The 17057-nt window shown below is 58.5% G+C and carries 16 protein-coding genes and 1 tRNA gene; 5 read left to right on the top strand and 12 right to left on the bottom strand.

Features of this window, described 5'->3' with window-relative positions; genetic code table 11:
- Positions 1 to 101 precede the first annotated feature (101 nt).
- A complete protein-coding gene (locus tag VGN12_13630) occupies positions 102 to 1121 on the bottom strand; it encodes a D-cysteine desulfhydrase family protein (protein ID HEY4310487.1) in 1020 nt (339 codons plus the stop codon).
- A 237-nt stretch (positions 1122 to 1358) separates the two neighbouring features.
- On the opposite strand from VGN12_13630, the gene VGN12_13625 reads away from it, so the two are divergent.
- Positions 1359 to 2753 (top strand): amidohydrolase family protein, encoded by a 1395-nt coding sequence (locus tag VGN12_13625; GenBank protein HEY4310486.1) that lies wholly within the window; start codon positions 1359 to 1361, stop codon positions 2751 to 2753.
- A gap of 212 nt (positions 2754 to 2965) precedes the next feature.
- Positions 2966 to 3259, top strand: coding sequence for a hypothetical protein (locus VGN12_13620; GenBank protein ID HEY4310485.1), 294 nt, complete (start codon positions 2966 to 2968; stop codon positions 3257 to 3259).
- 75 nt (positions 3260 to 3334) lie between these two features.
- On the opposite strand, the gene VGN12_13615 is transcribed toward VGN12_13620, so the two are convergent.
- From VGN12_13615 to VGN12_13570, 10 genes are all read right to left on the bottom strand, one after another.
- Positions 3335 to 3535 (bottom strand): hypothetical protein, encoded by a 201-nt coding sequence (locus tag VGN12_13615; GenBank protein HEY4310484.1) that lies wholly within the window; start codon positions 3533 to 3535, stop codon positions 3335 to 3337.
- 362 nt (positions 3536 to 3897) lie between these two features.
- Positions 3898 to 4749 (bottom strand): hypothetical protein, encoded by an 852-nt coding sequence (locus tag VGN12_13610; GenBank protein ID HEY4310483.1) that lies wholly within the window; start codon positions 4747 to 4749, stop codon positions 3898 to 3900.
- Positions 4750 to 5500: 751 nt separating this feature from the next.
- Positions 5501 to 6343 carry a hypothetical protein gene (locus VGN12_13605; protein ID HEY4310482.1) on the bottom strand — a complete coding sequence of 281 codons (843 nt, stop codon included), beginning with the start codon at positions 6341 to 6343 and terminating at the stop codon, positions 5501 to 5503.
- Positions 6344 to 6549: 206 nt separating this feature from the next.
- Entirely contained in the window at positions 6550 to 7680 is a 1131-nt protein-coding gene (locus tag VGN12_13600) for a hypothetical protein (GenBank protein HEY4310481.1), read from the bottom strand.
- A 56-nt stretch (positions 7681 to 7736) separates the two neighbouring features.
- Positions 7737 to 8405 (bottom strand): ATP-binding protein, encoded by a 669-nt coding sequence (locus VGN12_13595; protein ID HEY4310480.1) that lies wholly within the window; start codon positions 8403 to 8405, stop codon positions 7737 to 7739.
- 13 nt (positions 8406 to 8418) lie between these two features.
- Positions 8419 to 8868, bottom strand: coding sequence for a hypothetical protein (locus VGN12_13590; GenBank protein ID HEY4310479.1), 450 nt, complete (start codon positions 8866 to 8868; stop codon positions 8419 to 8421).
- Between the two features lie 838 nt (positions 8869 to 9706).
- A complete protein-coding gene (locus VGN12_13585) occupies positions 9707 to 10471 on the bottom strand; it encodes a hypothetical protein (protein HEY4310478.1) in 765 nt (254 codons plus the stop codon).
- Between the two features lie 173 nt (positions 10472 to 10644).
- Positions 10645 to 11040: a hypothetical protein gene (locus VGN12_13580; GenBank protein HEY4310477.1), complete on the bottom strand. Its 396-nt coding sequence runs from the start codon at positions 11038 to 11040 to the stop codon at positions 10645 to 10647.
- A gap of 541 nt (positions 11041 to 11581) precedes the next feature.
- Positions 11582 to 11653, bottom strand: a tRNA-Cys gene (locus VGN12_13575).
- A 405-nt stretch (positions 11654 to 12058) separates the two neighbouring features.
- On the bottom strand, positions 12059 to 12643 hold the full coding sequence (locus tag VGN12_13570) for a TIGR03000 domain-containing protein (GenBank protein HEY4310476.1): 585 nt from the start codon (positions 12641 to 12643) through the stop codon (positions 12059 to 12061).
- 960 nt (positions 12644 to 13603) lie between these two features.
- Here VGN12_13570 and VGN12_13565 point away from each other — a divergent pair.
- The gene (locus tag VGN12_13565) at positions 13604 to 13939 is read left to right on the top strand and encodes a hypothetical protein (protein HEY4310475.1); all 336 of its coding nucleotides are present in this window, start codon (positions 13604 to 13606) and stop codon (positions 13937 to 13939) included.
- A gap of 69 nt (positions 13940 to 14008) precedes the next feature.
- On the opposite strand, the gene VGN12_13560 is transcribed toward VGN12_13565, so the two are convergent.
- On the bottom strand, positions 14009 to 14545 hold the full coding sequence (locus VGN12_13560; protein HEY4310474.1) for a GNAT family N-acetyltransferase: 537 nt from the start codon (positions 14543 to 14545) through the stop codon (positions 14009 to 14011).
- Positions 14546 to 14818: 273 nt separating this feature from the next.
- Between VGN12_13560 and VGN12_13555 the strand changes: the two genes are divergently transcribed.
- Together VGN12_13555 and VGN12_13550 are read left to right on the top strand one after the other, a co-directional pair.
- Entirely contained in the window at positions 14819 to 16108 is a 1290-nt protein-coding gene (locus VGN12_13555) for a diphosphate--fructose-6-phosphate 1-phosphotransferase (protein ID HEY4310473.1), read from the top strand.
- Positions 16109 to 16181: 73 nt separating this feature from the next.
- Positions 16182 to 17045, top strand: coding sequence for an HAD hydrolase-like protein (locus VGN12_13550; protein ID HEY4310472.1), 864 nt, complete (start codon positions 16182 to 16184; stop codon positions 17043 to 17045).
- Positions 17046 to 17057 lie beyond the last annotated feature (12 nt).

Here is a 17057-nt window from a genome sequence, read left to right as displayed (position 1 = left end):
CTCGCGCCGCGCATTCAACCGCCGGCGGGTTTTCCATCCCTGGTAGGCGCGGGCACCGCGGCATCAGCGCCTATTTCAAGTTCGCCCCGGCTCACAAAATCTTAGGACACCGTCTCGGCGAACGTTTCGGGATACGCGAACAGCGCCGCACTGCCGCCGGTGTGCCAGAAAATGACGGTATCACGCGCCGTTAGCTCCCCGCGCCGCACCAGGTCGATCAGTCCTGCCATCGCTTTGCCGGTATAAACTGGATCGAGCAAGATCCCCTCGCGCCGGGCGACCACCCGCACGGCCTCGACCATTTCGTCGGTCGGCTGACCATAGGCGGTTCCCACGTACTGGTCGAGAATGCATACTCGTCCCGCGACCGTGGCGGTATCGGATTGGCGATACCCCACAAGTTCCAAGGCCTCGAGCGCCAGCCGCGCGACGAGCGGTTCCCGATCGACAGCCGCTCCCGAAACCGAGATTCCAATCACGCGCGCCGGGTGCTGGGCCGCAATCAACCCCGCGACAATGCCTGCGTGAGTTCCGCCGCTGCCACTGGCGACGACGATCGCTGTTGGTTCGATTCCGAGTTGCTCGACCTGCTGCAACATTTCCTGCACAGCCAGCATGTATCCGACGGCTCCCAACGGCGTTGATCCGCCAATGGGAATGAAAAAAGGCTTGTGACCGGCCGCGCGCCACCGCTCGAGTGCCGCCTCGAAGGTGGGGGGATTGAAATCCTCTTTGGCCAGCAACCGGACGTCGGCTCCGAACAAGTGATCGAGCAACACATTGCCCGACGATTCGTAGGCTGGCGAGCGTCCCGCGACTAGCCGCGGCAAGAGCAATTCGCACTTCAAGCCGAATCGTGCGGCAGCCGCCGCCGTTTGCCGAGCGTGGTTCGATTGAGGTCCCCCCGTGGTCACCAAAACGTCGCAGCCCTGCGCCATCGCTTCAGCGACAAGAAACTCCAGCTTACGGGCTTTATTGCCGCCGGTCGCCAGCCCGGTTTCGTCATCTCGTTTGATGTAGAGAGCGGGCCCGGCCAATTCCGCCGACAGCCTGGGTAGCGGTTCAAGCGGGGTTGGCAAATTCGCCAGCCGGACGCGAGGAAGGCTCGAAACGTTCATCATTTTATCTCGTAAGCTCGACGTGACAGTCATCAGGCGATGGGATCCGACTCGGCGACAATCCGTTGCACCGTTCGCAGATATACTGTCTGGCCCCCTCCAAGACAACATTCACAGTGGTCGTGTTTCACGAAGCTCGCAACGCTTCCGGCCGCGCGATCGCGGGCGCGTGAGCGATGACCGACGAGTCGTTATACTCGCTTGGTCATCGTGAAATGCACCCGCCTCAGGATTCGCCGCATGGATCATCTACCGTCACTTCGCCGGTGTGCGAGCCTCGTTTATCTGCTGATCGTAGGGTGCGTCATCGGAGGTTCGCATTCGTGGGCCGCTGACATCAAGCAAACACCGCTCTATACGCGACTCAAACAGGCGATCGATGCGGTGCCGGCCATCGATACGCACGATCATTTGCGTCCCTTCGATCAGTTGCCGAACAAGGACGAGACCGATCGCGGCGTCGGCATTACGCTGCATAGCATTTTCGCTGGCAGTTACTATCCCGGCATCAACCGTCTCTCGCCGTGGCCGGCCGGCAAGTCGTTCGACGCCTGGTGGCAGGTCGCCCGGCACGATTTCGATGACGCCCGCGCCACCAGTTTCTATCGTTATCTGCTGCCGGGATTCCGAGACCTGTACGGCGTCGATTTCGATACCGTCACCGATGAGCAAGCGCGCGAGCTTAACGACAAGATCTTTGCCAATTATCAAAACGACCGGTGGCTGCTGGACGTCATCACGCGTCGCGCCAATATCGAACTGATGTTCATCGATCCCTATTGGAATCGCCTGCAGTTCGAGCGGGCCTACAAGTTCTCGGTTCCCGTGTTAAACGTGTCGATGATGATCGGCGGCACCCATCCCAGCCACTTTGCTTCGGCCAGCGACAGCCCCTACGTTTTCGCCGAGAAGATCGGCAAGAAGATCCAATCGCTGGATGATTACTTGATCGTAGTTGACGAAATCTTCCGCCAGGCGGTCGCCGCCGATACGGCTTGTTTGAAGTCGACTCAAGCCTACCAACGAACGCTGCGCTATGAGAATGTCCCGCAAGAGCGCGCGGCGAAGTATTTCGGCCGTAAGCAATCCGATCTTTCGCCGGACGAGTTCCAGGAGTTTGAGGATTTCATGTTTTGGCAAATCGTCAAGCTCAGTGCCAAGCATGAACTGCCGTTTCAGATTCATACCGGCCAGGCGCGGATTCAGGGGTCAAACCCACTGCTACTGGTCGACCTGATTCAAGCCAATCCGCAAACCAAGTTCATCCTCTTCCACGGCGGCTACCCATGGATCGGCGAAACCGCCGTGATCGGCATGAAGTATCGCAATGTATGGATCGACTCGTGCTGGCTGCCGACGCTGAGCTACTCGATGGGCAAGCGCGCCTATCAAGAATGGCTTGAGGCGATGCCATCCGATCGGATCATGTGGGGCGCTGACACCGCGCAAGCCGAGGGCATTTATGCGGCGACCGAGTTCACCCGCCAGTGCCTGGCCGAGGCATTGGCGGAGAAGGTCGAGCGAGGGGAGCTGCGCGAAGATCATGCCCTGCGAATCGGCCGCCAGATAATGCGCGACAACGCCTTGAAGCTGTTTCCCAAGCTACGCCGGCAACTCTGGCGCACCGACACCTGATCGACCGGCCCGATGTCCATTGGCGCACGGGACTAGTCAAACGAAAACCGGGCATTTAGCGGCAAAATCGACGACTGATCGCCGCTACCGCCGGCCCTTGCCAGCGAAAATGCTTTGCCAGAAACCGTTCCCGAGATAGGCTTTAGTAGGAGGGACGCAAAGATGTGACGCCGGAACGCTCTCCGGCATCGAACTACATGGAGGTGACTATTATGCAAAAGCACGAAATTCTCGACCGCGTTTTCGCTTTCTGCGACGTCCGCGGCGATACGTTTACGTGGCGCGCCGAGCCTTGCCGCAGCGAACTCTTCCGGCTCTTTCAGGAATCGCACGCCGGCCCTGCGGTAACGGGCGACGAAATCCGCGACTACGTCCATCGCCAAATGGAGCCGGTCGGCCGCTGGCATGTCCCCATGCAAGAACGCGTCGCCGACATCTGCACGGCTTGGGACGATTGGGATTATGCCGCGCAGAATCTGTGGGAAGCGGTCGGCAGCGCCCGATAGCCCGACGTGTGGCCAATAACGTGATGCGCACTGAGTGGGCGCTTTATCTACTTCATTGCGATCGTCTCTTCGAATTCAAGGCTTGTGCTTGAGTTCGACGACGATCGTCACTTCGGCCGCGGCCACTTCGTTCGGCGCGACCCGAGCATCGGCTACGGCGGCTCCCGGTGGAAGCAACTCGTTCATCTGGCCCGAACGAAACGCTGCCAGCGCCGCGTTCCCGGCCGTATGGGGAACCTTGAACTTCAGGCTCCCGCTCCAAAATTTGGCATGCATTGCAATTGAGCTCGTAATGAGGTCCTCAATTGCCCCTGATCTCTCTACGCAACTCTATCATGCGTGGACAATCTCGACTTTAAAAAGCCGCTACAGCCGTCACAATCCACAGTGCAATTGCCGCGCCGACGCCTGAATGTTCCCGATTGTGCGACGGGCTGCGATGTTACGCGTTTCTGCTCGGGAATCGACCATGCGGCGTAGCATTTCCTCGATCAAAGGTCACCGTCGGCCGATTCTAGACCGCTGATCAGCAATCAGGTGTCGCGCAGTTCTGACGCGTCAGCCCGGCAGCGGTATCTGCCCTCTTGAAGAAAAGGTAGGCAGCGGTCAGGCCCCAAAAACGGTTCAATGTTCTCGTTCTATGGTCCGATGACTGCGCCTATGCGTCGGCTGAGGCGCTCGCTTAGATCGTCCGCGTCCGTCCAGACAACGATGTTCTGCTGCCTTGTGTCAAAATGGCATTGCTCGATGTCATCTTGATGACATGTGTAGATCACCGGTTTTCCTAGTCCTTCCGCAAAGCCAGCTTCGAAATAAACGTTCGGTCGATGAGACGTCATATCCGCGACTACAAAAGAGGCCTTACGTAGCTCAGCAATTATTCGGTCATCGATGCGTCCCAAGAAGTCAACGCGGTCTGCAATAAAAGGCTCGGAATAACCGGCCTTTTCAATTGCAGTCCTAATCCCGCGCTCGCGCATATCCCTTCCCTCTGCAGCGAACCACATCGCCACAAACACGCTTCTTGGGTCAATAGGCGTCGAAGGCAACGTCAGCTCCTCAATGCGTCTCCAACCGTCAACGGTAAGCTTCGCGCCACGACCATCGGTTAAGGGCGACAGTTCGAGAAGGCCTTTATTTGAAAGTTGCTCAAGTAAAAACGCACCGGCCTCCAGGTCTTCTGCGTATGCAATTGGATAATCCAGGTGCGGACGAATTACGACCATCTTTCCAGGTTTCAACGAGAGCGCTGCCAAATTCAATAGAGCGCCATCTAGTCGTCCGCCAATCGCGGCGGGGAAGGCGGCAATAGCGTCGTCGACACCGATGAACTGATGGGCCTTTGGATCGCCTGGCTGAAGCACTTTTCGCGAGGTCACAAAACGCGGATGGTCACGTTTGGCTATCGTTTTACTTCTAGAGAATGCGGAGACCTTGAATCCCTCTCGCTTGAAGGTTTTGGCAAGATCTTCGCAAGCTTCCTCGGACATTTCATATCGCCCGCAGACATCGCAGTCAAATCCAAGTAGTCCGCGATTGAATCCATCGTTGGTCTCAAACGGAGTAGGTTTCGATCTACAGATGGGGCAATAGGATCCCAGCATTCTTTCGCTCCTTTAGAAACTGGACACTTCAATATTCTCATTGAACCCGTTTAAGGGTCCTCGCAACCGTAACGCATCATCTACTACCTTAACGGCCTGTGGTGGTCAGGTCTTCGGTTGGCTGAGTCAATCGAATTATTCTGGGATCGTGACGACAAGCTATGCGTCGACTTGTCGGGACGACATCCGATGCTTCGTATTCCAGCAGCCCTCGAGAAGGGCAACCAGGAGCGCCTACTGCCGATGGCTCCAGAGTTCGCGGAACTGCTCCTGGCCGTTCCCAAAGCCGAACAAGTCGGCAGAGTGTTTCGGCCGGGCGAGCGAGCCAGAAACGAGCAACTCAGCGCGAACCGCGCCGGTGACGTGATTAAAGCAATCGGCGCGAAGGCGAAGGTGAAGGTTGCAACCTCGGCGGTAGGCAAGGTGAAATATGCGTCAGCTCATGATCTTCGCCGATCGTTCGGCGAACGTTGGGCAGCGAGGATCATGCCCCAGCAGTTGATGGAACTGATGCGTCACGAGAGCATCGAAACGACGATGAGGTACTACGTTGGCCGCAATGCTCAGTCGACGGCCGAGACGCTTTCGAGCGCTTATCGCGATCGCACTGCGGCGACACAATCGCCCGAAACGTCGTCTAATTCGCGACGGTCGGCTTCTGGCGATCAACTGAGCCGAAATTCGGACCGACCGCCCCTGGTGGGTAAAACGCCATAAGCATGTGGCCGTCTTTACCTAACGCGTAGTCGCCAGGGCCCGCCATTATCCAGCCAGAGGGATGAGGGGGGCATTCACTCGTCGCGTATACAGCCAGCCCGAGAAGCAACTTCTCGGTGGGAAGATGTAGAACGCTGAGCCTCACCACCGAAAGCCTTGGACCGCCGAGCCCTTCAAGTGCGGCATCAAGGATCGTATGCCCTCGCTCGTATCGCACTGGAGGCACCACAAGCGACGAAAACGCGTACATCATCACGATCCAATGGCAGGCCTCTTCGGGGTGGCACGCCCGATAGTAGATCTGATCTGGCTCAAAAATGGTTGCTTCTTCGCCATCCTTGAGCAACTCAAACTCTTCCAGGCCCCATGCCTGAAGGCCAACACTGGGTCCGGAATTAATCGGATCATTCAGTGGATGAGTAAGAAGACCAACGCCTTTCGGCTTGCCGGTTTCTGAATCACGACCGGATTCGATTCGCCCAGCCTGTTCACCTGAGAACTGTGCAAAGCCGTCAGCGTGGTAGCTAAGCTTCACGCGATCCGCGGCGGTGAACCCTTGGACGTCTTCCTGAGCGATCGTTCTGCGGCCGACGGACCCAAAACCCGGCATCGGTACCTTTGCTACCGTTCCGGCTTGAGCGGAATGGTAAGGAGAAAGCACTGAGAAGCCGCCTCCATTCAGGGCGACGATCTTTGTGATCTTCCTAGCTTCCGCCCCCGGTCCAGATCGAATAGCAATCGTCCAACGATCGCGTTTGCCCATGTATCGTCAAACAAGTTGAACGGTAACGATTTTGGTAACGACGACAATGACCTGCGCAAATCACCGAGCTGTCGTTTAAACGTAAGTCCTTTCGCGATCGACATTTGAAAAGAAAGGCGCTGGTGGGAGTCGAACCCACGGTGGCGGATTTGCAATCAGTTTCGCATTCTCCGTCAGGCTCGGTAGCTTCCGTATTATCCCGGTAATTATCGGGCCGTTTTCGGACAGGAGATGACATAGACCCGCACGCGTGCCCCACGGATAACGACCTGGTCGAACCGCGTGCCAGCACTATTGCGCAGCTCGCTTGTACGAACGTCGAGTGCCATGCTCAGGTCGAGATCGCGCACGTCGCGGGCCCCGCCCACAAGCTGCCCCTGCGACGTCATCAGCGGCGCCGGTGAAAACGATAGCGGCCGCAACACAAGCTTTTCGCTGGCCGATGTATTGTCGCTCCCGCCAACCCCTTCGATCGATTGCACGTCAAGCTTCCAGCTCATCAGCCGGTGCGGGCCGAGCAGTTCGTTGAAAATGGCGAAAAGCGTTTTGCCGTGCGGCTGAAAGTCGGGCTGATCCCAATCGGGCGGGATGCGACGCAGCTCCGTGCGGTCCCACTGGAAGGGGATGATCGCATTGCCGTCGACGTTGCGCGGCGGATAACGGTTGATCAGATAATCGATGATGTCCTGGGTGTCCCAGTACTGAGCGTCTCCTGAGGCAAAGTCGTCGATGAAACCGTAGGTGTTGACGTCCCGATTCTTTCGCGGCAAACCTGTCCGCTGATCCTTTTCATTGAAGGGAAGCGCGCGGCGCAGTTCGACCTGAGTCGCTCCGTCTGGGGATTTAGATTGTCGGTACCACGAACGGTCGATCGTGGTTCGCATCAGCAAAACCTCAAGGCCAACCGCCATCAGGTTTTGACTGCCGGTCGGCGTATCGTCTGCACCGCCAGGGTTTGGATGCGAGCCCCCGAGTTCGTCTTCAACCTCCGTCAGAATGCCGTACCAGACAATGTCCTCATCGCCTGCCGCCTCCTCCCGCTCTTCCTCCTCTTCGCGCTCCTCTTCGTCTTCGTCGGACTCGTCCTTGTCGTCATCGGGCGCCGTGTGAATCACGATCTTGATGTAACGCTCGTCGAGGAGCTGCCGATAGAATTGCTTAAATTCGGTCGAACCGGATTGCATTCCAACGCCGTAGCGCCAATTCAACTGGGCCCGGCTGAGCGTTGCACCTGAGCCGAATTCGCACCAGTCGCAGAACAGATAAGGCTCGACCTTCCACTTGTCCGCCCAGCGAACGCGGGAGTAGACCGTAACGGCCGGCATGGCAGCCGTCATTGCGGAAGCGTCAGCTTGGATTAAATCGGGTGTTGGCATTGGTCGGTCAAGCGCCTTTAAAGTGGTTTCATCGCCCCAGTTGTTGCCCGAGTTCGATAACTCGGCCAACTGCACCAATGGGACTCGCAGCGTTCAAGCAGCCGGTCGACGATCGGAGTGCCGACACGCTCGATCAGCTCGCGAGGGTCGCGAACGTTCATCGTCAACCACGTAGGCCGCAGTGATGCATAGCGACCGTCTATGATCAGAAACGCGGCTTCGCGTTCCTTCTCGGTGAGCGGCGCATGCCCAAAATCAGCAACGTAGAGAATATCGGTCTCGACCAGTCGACGGACGCTTTCAGGATCGCCCTTTGCAAAGTCCCGCGAACGCCAGACAGTGGCCGCAAGGTCCGGACCATTCAGCCAACGCAGCAAGTAGCCGGCGTGAATCGCGTTCGCCGCCAATCCATGCACGAGATGATCTTTTCCGGTGCCGGCAGGACCATGCAAAATCAGATTGACGCCGTCGCCGGCATGCCCCGGTGCATCTTCCGATGGACGCACGCCTAGATGCTCGGCAAATTGACCGCGGTATCCAAAAAGTCGATCGATAACGTTACGTTGCTCGGCGCGGTCCACCTCGAAATTCTCAACTGAGCAAAGCTTGTAGCGATCGCGCCCCTCGATAAATCGATCGAATCGCTCGCGGCGTTTTTTGAGTTCGACGGCGTCGATATCGGGCAATTGCCAGTCTGCCTTAGCGGCGGCAAAGACTGCCGATCGCGCCTTCGACGTAGTCGACCGCGGGGTTTTTCTTTGTGGTGGCATTGATGCGCCCCGCATTTTTTTTACGGGGGGGAATACTGTTACTGATACTGATACTGATACTGATATCCGACATGTTTCCGAAACGTTTGCTCAACGTTTGACGAAACGTTTCGTGTAGGTTTGTAGAAAGGTATTGCGTATTGCCCGAAAACTCGGTCAAAAGCGGGCCGGCGGGCACTTCGGCCAAGTCGTTTAAACATCCGAGCAATACCTTGGGATTCTCCGGTGGGTTCCATCGCCACCAACTAGGGATGAAGATAACTCGATCTGTCTCATCCCATTTCCAGCCGAACGTTGTGGCAACGTCAGGCAAACGTTTCGCTAACGTTTCGATACTGAGATTCAAATCCTCTGCCGCCATGCCGATCGACAGTCGCAAAATGCCGCACCTGTTCGACTGAGGCCCAAATAGCACGTAGACGGCTAACATCCTTCCAACGTCGTCGAGCGTTAAAAACTGGCGATTTCGCCAGAGACATGGATATGCCTTTCGGTACCGTGGGCCCTGCGTTCTGTTCTTCATGCCGCGGCCCTCTGTTGGGCCGTGCCATTGGCGCTGCCAACACTGCTACGATTCAACTCGGCCATGCTTTACTCCGTGGCCAACTGTGCGTCCTGCTCTCGAGCCGCCGGTGCAGGGCGGCTCGCGGGGCTTTCTTGGTTGTCCTACTTCGCTCGTCGCGTCGCTTCCCACTCGCGGCGTTTGGGTGCCCCTGCGGCCAGCCAAGCTAAGATCTCGTCCCTTCGCCAGCGAAGTGAGCGCCCCACGCTGACAGGCCTCGGCAGCTTGCCGGATGAGTCGAGCCTGTAAAGCGTTCGAGTAGAAACCTGCAACGCGGCGGCAAGTTCATCCGGCGTGTAAACGGGCGACATATCGCCCTTGGCTAGCGCGATCATGATGACGCGTCTCCCCCAGCCAGAGATGCGAGCGCCTTTTCGACGGCCTCCGGCTCGAAAAGAAATCGAGTGCCGGCGCGAAGAGACGGAACCCGTCTAGCGGCGGCCTCGCCCTTTAGCCATGACTGCGAAACGCCTAGCCTCCGAGCCATCCTTGCTAGGTTAAGCACTCGCTCCGATTGATTGGGCACCCCTTGGGGTCGCATTAAGAATCCCCTTATCATCGAAGAAAAACACAAATCTTCTATGTCGGGCGAGATTCTAATTGCGGCGAGAGCAATCTCAGATAAGTGTTTTGATGGTTTTTTGCCGAGGATTTTCTAGGGAATCTGCAAGTGAAACGAACCTTTGACTTTGCCCGCCACAATCAACGTGTGCCACGCCGGATGACGTTTTCCGTTGCGGAAGAGGCTCGCGAGCGATTTTTGGTCCGATCCGGCCGCTTTAAGCACACTGCTTTGATGAAGACTGGGGGCGCCGTTTTCGAAAGCTCTGAAGAGAGCTTCCACAGCTTTCGCTTGAAGCCCTGTGAAATAAAATTCGCGGTCCCTCCATATTACGGTCGCGAAGTCATCACTAGATCTAAAGCCTTCGGTCGCCTGTCGTTTAGCCGGCGGCCCAGGCTTTGGCGCTCGAAGCACCCATATCTGCGTCAGAAGATCCTCAAACGTATTAACAGCAATGTCCATGGCCTCGCGCGCCGCTGCGGAAGTTGGATTCTTGAAAACCTCGCGCCGAGCACTGGATATTGGACGCGGATCAACAGAAAGAGATCGGCACGCGGCATGCATAAACCCCGAGAGGGAATACGAGCAGAGCTCGAGTCGTTCTTGCACCGACTCCGATAGAGGCAGGCCCATCTGCAGAATGGCAAACGCCGTAGCCCATTTGTTATACGCTTCCTCGACCGTCGAAGTGTCGCTGCTCGCACGTCGAAAAAAGGCTTGGTACCTCTCTTCTGACGATGAGTCATGAAGGTCGTTCAGCCACTCGACTAGAGGAACGTCGAGGAAATCCAAGCTGACATCAACCGTCTTCTTAGCCGGACCTTGGTTGATTGATTTTTGCGCGCCGCCCTTTGACATGCAGGTTAATCCTTTCCCGCGGGCGCGAGCCAGGCGACCGACGCCGGAAGGGATTTGAAGGGCGAGCGGCCGCCGGGCTCGTTCGACCGTTCATGAGGCGGCCGTTCCCGACAACGAGCGGTTATACCAACTGTGGCCGCGGATCGAAAATCAAAACGCCAGACCGTTGTTTTTCAATCGTGCTTTCGTAGATGCCATTCCCCCTCGCTGATCTCATCGCCGTACCAGAAGAAAGTCACTTCCTCCGGCCCTCTAACTTTCCGATTGTGTTGCTCCCATTTGCCGTGGGGCTTCCCCTCGCCGGCCATCGGTCCCTCTGAAATGAAAGACGTAGACCGCCCGTCAGGCCACGACATGTCCTGCCGCAGCCATCTGTATGCCGGCTTCTCTTCTCCGCGACGATAGGTGTCGACGTAGCTGGAGCTGACGGTCGCTTCGCCCGAAGCGTGAGCCTCGTTCCAGTGCGAATTATATTCGTCGAGGTAGCGGCCGTAAGCAACGCACGCGGCGACAACGGCAATGGCCCGCAGCGATCGAGAGGCCAGCTTTTTCTCTGCGGTCGATTTCAAAGGGTCATTTTGGCCCTTTGATTTTAGGTCGATGCGGCCTATCGCGAATCCGGCCGCGAACCAAAGCAGCGCCGCCAGTGCAACGTAGTTTATCGTGACTGCAAAGCCCGGAGGCCGCTGGATCGTGGCAAGGAAGCAAACGGCCGCCGCGATGGCTGGCGTTCTCCGAACCAACCGCCCAAGAACCTGAGCTCGCGAGGTCGTCGGTGAGCCTCCCGAAATTCGTGCATTGTGCACCGGTTCTGAAGCTGGAGCTTTTAACTGAGGCATTGGGCCACTCCGAGCGTCGATTAGGCGTGGTCACAATGACCACGCTTAGGGTTGTGATACTAAGGCCGGGAGTTGCCGCATTCAAATCGCCGCGCAAGGCTTAAGAGCGCCAGGCGATCTTCTTCCGAGAGTCGCGGCCACATCGCGCGCAGCTCCGTGAGATCAGCATCCTCGGGAGTTCGTGCAACCATTTGGGAACCAAGCGAATCGCTTGTCGGTTGCTCGTCGGCGGCGCCGTCGTAACGGTCGCCGCCAACATCATTTAGAAGAGAGGCGCTGGTGGGAGTCGAACCCACGGTGGCGGATTTGCAATCCGCTGCCTTAGCCACTTGGCTACAGCGCCAGGTCTCGTAACTCGCCGATTCTACAAACGGTTACGATTTTCGCTAGTTCCGCTGGCCACGATCGACGTGCCGGCAACCACGGCCATTCCCAGGGAAATCGCATCTACAAGGGCATCGCCGCTTCAGCAATAACGTCACTGGCCCGCTTACAATGCCGTTCCGCAATAAGTGTCCTTGCAGGGGCAAGGTGCTCGATCGACAACAATCCCGCGATCGTTGTTGCCATAATCGAGGGATTTCGCCGGAGCCGCAAGGCCAGTCGACGCAGGGCCTGCATCGCGAAATCCCCATGTGCCTCCCCCCCGTCCGCTCGCACAGTCTAGCGGTCTCGTAGACCCCTCGCAATCGCATTCGCCCGGCATCGCTTCGCCGTCGGCGATTGCCAGAAACGACGCCAGCCCGGATCAGCGCTGCGCGGATGCCCCGATGTCGGCCACCTGAGTCCCCGCCACGACATTGAAGGCGAGCGAACCGCTCTGTCCGGCCACCATCGTCACGGTTTTCTCTTCGCTGACCGGCTTTCCGTCACGAACGAATTCGGCACGCACCTGGTAACGATAGGTGGCATTCTGGTCGAGACCCGCAGAGCCGAAGTGGCGAACCTCGCCGGTGCTTGTCGTCGCGCGACCGTTCACGAATACCTTGGCATCGGCCGGCACGTTCACGGTCAACATCACGCTATCCGAGGCGGGCTGGGCACTGCTCGTGCTATTCGTGTTGGGACGAGGGGCGGGCAACGTACACCCTTTGCCTGGTGCGCCAACATAGCCATTCGCCGGCGCTCCCCACCCGGGATAGCCGCCGAAGCCGCCGTAGGTCCATGTGCCGGTGCCGGTGCCGGCGTACCAGCCACCGTATCCGCAGCCGCCACCTCCGCAACCGTTGCGGCCCCAGCCGCACCCTCCCCGGTGTCCGAACGCGTTTGCATCTTGGGCGGCAAGCCCGACCACAACAACAATCGACGCAATCTTCAGCGCGTTTCGCAACATGATGTCGACTCCCCAAAGGTGCGTTTCGTTCTTCAGCGCCGGCAGGCAACAAATGTCCGGCGCTGGAAACTTTGTGATTCCGATTCTCAGGCGATGCGACCAAATATTTTCCCGTCCGAGAACGCGACGCATTGTAAGTCGATCAGCCGCGATCTTGCAAACCCGCCCTTGGTGGTAATCGGTGTACGCTCCCCTTGACGAGTCTTTGCGACTGCCGGTGGAGATGCAATTACACGGGGTGCGATCACGCCCCCTTACGCTGCGCGATTCGTCGCGTAGAACCAATGCGCTCTACGCACGATGGTGCGACATCTGCTGGGCGCTTGTCGGATGAATAATCCAAAGTCGTTCGCCTCTTTTAAAAGCCTTCACCGTAGCTCGCGATGAGTTCGATCCAACCGACCTGATGGTGTCCAAAATCCAAAGCACGGTCTCCATCGCCCGAGGCCAGCAATCTTGATCGTTGTCATGCCTGCTGCAATTAGCATCCCTTACAGTTTCGCCAGGGACGCCTTGCTAAAGCAGAACTTCGCCAATCACCCAGCTAGCACCACGCGTTGATCCGGCTTATGTTCTGTGCCCACGGGATTCGCAAACCATTGCCATGCTGACATTTGCTCGCCGCCACGAATGGACGTGTACCGTGCGCAATAGGGATCGGTCCTCGCGAGCTATCAGCGAAATTCGGTGCCGGCGCCCCCGTCGACTCTGCGGACGCTAGCAGAAGAGTTGAAGATTCCCGGCACGCCGCTCGATTGGTGGATAATGATGGAACGTTTTGGGCCGCCGCGCCGTGCGGGCAGGCTCTGGCAGGGATGCCTTGGGCGGAAAACGCGAATTTCGCACCGGCAGCCAGCGCGGCTGCCGCTGATATCAAGGGCGTTCGCGCATGACCGTCGTGTCATTAATGCGACGCGCGAACGCGACAACTCATGATTGATTGGAAAGGACTCCGCACCCATGGCACTACTCACCTTCTTGGCTGATCTGCGCGCTGCTCGCATCATCGACGACGTGACACAACGGCTCGCTCGGCAGGCGTACGGCACGCTGCGCGAGGTGTGCGAACTGCGCGTGCCGACCATGACAGACGCCGAGGCTCGCGGTTACGTCTGGGCGAAGGCCCGTCCGATCGTCGCCCAGCGTGTCGCCGCGGTCGCCGAGGCTCGTCCCACGCTCGCCACCAGCACTCTGCACATGCTCAGCAATCGGACGCACGATCGCGTTGTCGAATCGGTCGTCAGCGACCTGATGCGCGAACGTGCCGAGCAGGCGCGAAATCGTCGCGCGGCGTGACGACCAAGGTCGTTCGACGAGTCCCCTCATGGCCAGCCACGGCAACCGCGTGGTCGTCAGGCTCGCGTGCTAAACCTCGGGCCATGACTGCGGACCGGCGTCAGCCTCGCGCGTGATCGTTTTCTGGTCATACAACCGAAAACCGCGCGCGAGGTAATGGGGCAATGCCCGAGGGTGATCGAGCGTGCAGGTATGCAGCCACATCCGTCGCGCGCCGCGCTGCCAGCCGCGCTCGACGGCGTGCGTCAGCAGGTGGCCGCCGATGCCCTGGGCCACGAAGTCCGGCAACATCCCGAAGTTAACAATCTCGGCGTTGCCTTCGGCCTGCAAGTCCTGCTCGTAGTAGCCGGCCGGCGTGCCGTCGACATAGGCCAGCCAGGTTTCCAACTCGGGCCTGCCCATGTATTCGAGCCATCGTTCGCGCGACCATTTCAACCGTTCGCGCCAGTGCCAATCACGGCCGACCGCCACGTACAAAAAGCGGTTCAATTCAGGCAGCGGAACGCGCGCCTGCCGAATCTCGACTGGCACGGCTTGTGCGCGCGCCGGCCGCAACGCGGCGCGATCGACGATTTCGAGATAGTACGTCGTGACTTCGGTGAGCATAACGAGATCAACGTTACCTGGATCCCGGGGACTAACCGCAGAATCGACCGACGACGATCGCCAGTCGATCCGCTTCGCCGCACGCGAGCGATCAGTATACGGCCAATCGCGGACGTGGTCAGCCGCCTCGTTGCCGACCCGTTTGTGCGGGGGTACAATCGCGGGCTTTGAAACCGACCCAAAAGCGACGGCGTGGCCCCTGCGCCGTCCAACCTTCCGCCGACGATCGCGATCCGCTCCACGGCCAGAAATACAAAAGATGCGCCAGAAAATATGACACGCCCTCGCAACATGGTCATCGCCCAAAGCGGCGGCCCCAGTCCGGTCATCAATAACAGCCTGCGTGGCATCATCGAGACCGCCCGCGAACTGAGCGAGGTCGTCACGGTTTACGGCGGCCGGCACGGCATCGAAGGGGTCTTGAAAGAGGAATTGCTCGACCTTTCCGCGCAACCTGCGGAAGAAGTGTCGCTACTGCGTTGCACGCCGGCGGCCGGCTCGATTGGTACGTGCCGGTACAAGTTGCGCAGCAATCAAAAAGAAGACTTCAACCGCGTCGTCGACGTCCTGCGGGCGCACGACATCGGTTACTTCCTCTACATCGGCGGCAATGACTCGATGGACACCGCCCACAAAATCGCGGCATTAGCACGCGAGCGTGGACTGGACCTGGTGGCCGTCGGTGTCCCCAAAACCATCGACAACGACGTCGGCGACAGCGAATTCAAGCTGATCGATCACACGCCAGGCTACGGCTCGGTGGCAAAGTATTGGATGCACGCCGTTCAGAATGCCAATGAGGAGAATTCCGGCTCGAGCCCGGCTGATCCGGTGCTGGTGATGCAGGCCATGGGGCGCAAGATCGGCTACATTCCGGCCGCCGCCCGACTGGCTGATCCCGAACGGCAGATGCCGCTGGTGATTTACCTGGCAGAAAGCCCTTGCTCGCTCGCCCAATTGGCCGATCAGGTAAACGATCGCCTGCGACAATTTGGACGCTGCTTGGTCGTGGTCAGCGAGGGCTTCGACGTCGGCGAGTTGGGCGAAGTCAAAGACTCGTTCGGACACGTCATGTTCAGCTCCAGCCATACGACTGTCGCACAGACGATCGTCAATTACTTGAATCGCGCCGGACTGGCCGCCAAGGGTGCCGCGCGCGGCAATGTCTCTGGCACCGATCAACGGCATTCGATGGCCTATGCCTCGACGGTAGACCTCGAAGAGGCGTACCGCAGTGGGCAGATGGCGGCCCTGCTGGCAGCTCGCGGCGAAGGAGGCTACATGGCGACGATCTTGCGCGAGCCGGGGGATATCTACTCGGCGCGCTACGACAAGGTCTCGCTCTCGGAAGTTGCCAACAGCGAACGCACGTTCCCGACGAAATGGATCACCGGCGACGGCTGCGATGTGACCGATGATTTTCTGAAGTACGCGCAGCCGCTGGTGGGCGAAGACATGGTCAGCCTGCCCATGATTGGCGGACGGCAACGATTGACCAGCTTCTCGCCGATTTACGCCGACCAGAAGCTGCCGAAATACACGCCCGAGGCTGATCGAAAATAGGGCGCCATGATGGCGCCGCACACAACATTAAAACGTCCCCTACTTCTCACGCCGACAAGCTCGAATTCCACGCATGTTTGATATCACCCCCAAGCACAAGTTCCTGGTCGGCATCGATTCGGATGGCTGCGCCTTCGACACGATGGAGCTGAAGCACAAAGAATGCTTCATCCCAAACATCATTAACAGCTACGAACTCCAAGGCGTCAGCAAGTACGCACGCGAGGCGGCTGAGTTCGTCAATCTGTATTCGAAGAGCCGGGGTATCAATCGCTTCCCGGCCCTGATCGAAGCGCTCGAGTGGTTGCAGAAGCGTCCCGAAGTGGCCGCTCGCGGCATCAAGATTCGCGTGCCCGCCGGCCTGGTGGCCTGGCTGAAGGTCGAGACGAAACAGGCCAACCCAGCGCTCGCCGCGGCCGTGGAGAAATCGGGCGACGCTGATCTGAAACAAGCGCTGGCCTGGTCGAAAGCCGTCAACGAGACGATTGCCAACTTCGTGCGCGGCGTCCCCCCCTTCCCTTTCGTCCGTGAATGCCTGGAAAAGTTGCAGGGGCACGCCGACGTGCTCGTGGTCTCAGCCACGCCGAACGAGGCGCTCGAACGCGAGTGGGAAGAGCATGGCCTCGACAAATTTGTTGCTGCGATCTGCGGACAAGAGATCGGCACGAAAAAAGAAACACTAACCGTGGCTGCCAAATACTCGGCGGGCCATACGCTGATGATCGGCGACGCCCCTGGCGATTACAAAGCAGCCGTGGCGAATCAGGCATTGTTCTTTCCGATCAATCCTGGCAGCGAAGAGTCGAGCTGGCGGCGGCTGTACGAAGAAGGAATCGACCGCTTCTTTGCCGGCACGTTCGCCGGAGAGTATCAAGACAAGTTGTTGCACGAATTCGATCAATGCTTGCCGGAACTCCCTCCCTGGCAAACGAAATAACATCACCGATTC

The organism is Pirellulales bacterium (assembly GCA_036499395.1).
Lineage (GTDB): Bacteria > Planctomycetota > Planctomycetia > Pirellulales > JACPPG01 > JACPPG01.
This window is presented reverse-complemented; position numbering and strand designations above follow the sequence as displayed.

What these genes read in the sequence shown, in the direction of transcription:
- VGN12_13630 (HEY4310487.1), bottom strand. Translation starts at nt 1,121, where the DNA reads ATGATGAACGTTTCGAGCCTTCCTCGCGTCCGGCTGGCGAATTTGCCA.
- VGN12_13625 (HEY4310486.1), top strand. Translation starts at nt 1,359, where the DNA reads ATGGATCATCTACCGTCACTTCGCCGGTGTGCGAGCCTCGTTTATCTG.
- VGN12_13620 (HEY4310485.1), top strand. Translation starts at nt 2,966, where the DNA reads ATGCAAAAGCACGAAATTCTCGACCGCGTTTTCGCTTTCTGCGACGTC.
- VGN12_13615 (HEY4310484.1), bottom strand. Translation starts at nt 3,535, where the DNA reads ATGCATGCCAAATTTTGGAGCGGGAGCCTGAAGTTCAAGGTTCCCCAT.
- VGN12_13610 (HEY4310483.1), bottom strand. Translation starts at nt 4,749, where the DNA reads ATGTCCGAGGAAGCTTGCGAAGATCTTGCCAAAACCTTCAAGCGAGAG.
- VGN12_13605 (HEY4310482.1), bottom strand. Translation starts at nt 6,343, where the DNA reads ATGGGCAAACGCGATCGTTGGACGATTGCTATTCGATCTGGACCGGGG.
- VGN12_13600 (HEY4310481.1), bottom strand. Translation starts at nt 7,680, where the DNA reads ATGACGGCTGCCATGCCGGCCGTTACGGTCTACTCCCGCGTTCGCTGG.
- VGN12_13585 (HEY4310478.1), bottom strand. Translation starts at nt 10,471, where the DNA reads ATGTCAAAGGGCGGCGCGCAAAAATCAATCAACCAAGGTCCGGCTAAG.
- VGN12_13570 (HEY4310476.1), bottom strand. Translation starts at nt 12,643, where the DNA reads ATGTTGCGAAACGCGCTGAAGATTGCGTCGATTGTTGTTGTGGTCGGG.
- VGN12_13565 (HEY4310475.1), top strand. Translation starts at nt 13,604, where the DNA reads ATGGCACTACTCACCTTCTTGGCTGATCTGCGCGCTGCTCGCATCATC.
- VGN12_13560 (HEY4310474.1), bottom strand. Translation starts at nt 14,545, where the DNA reads ATGCTCACCGAAGTCACGACGTACTATCTCGAAATCGTCGATCGCGCC.
- VGN12_13555 (HEY4310473.1), top strand. Translation starts at nt 14,819, where the DNA reads ATGACACGCCCTCGCAACATGGTCATCGCCCAAAGCGGCGGCCCCAGT.
- VGN12_13550 (HEY4310472.1), top strand. Translation starts at nt 16,182, where the DNA reads ATGTTTGATATCACCCCCAAGCACAAGTTCCTGGTCGGCATCGATTCG.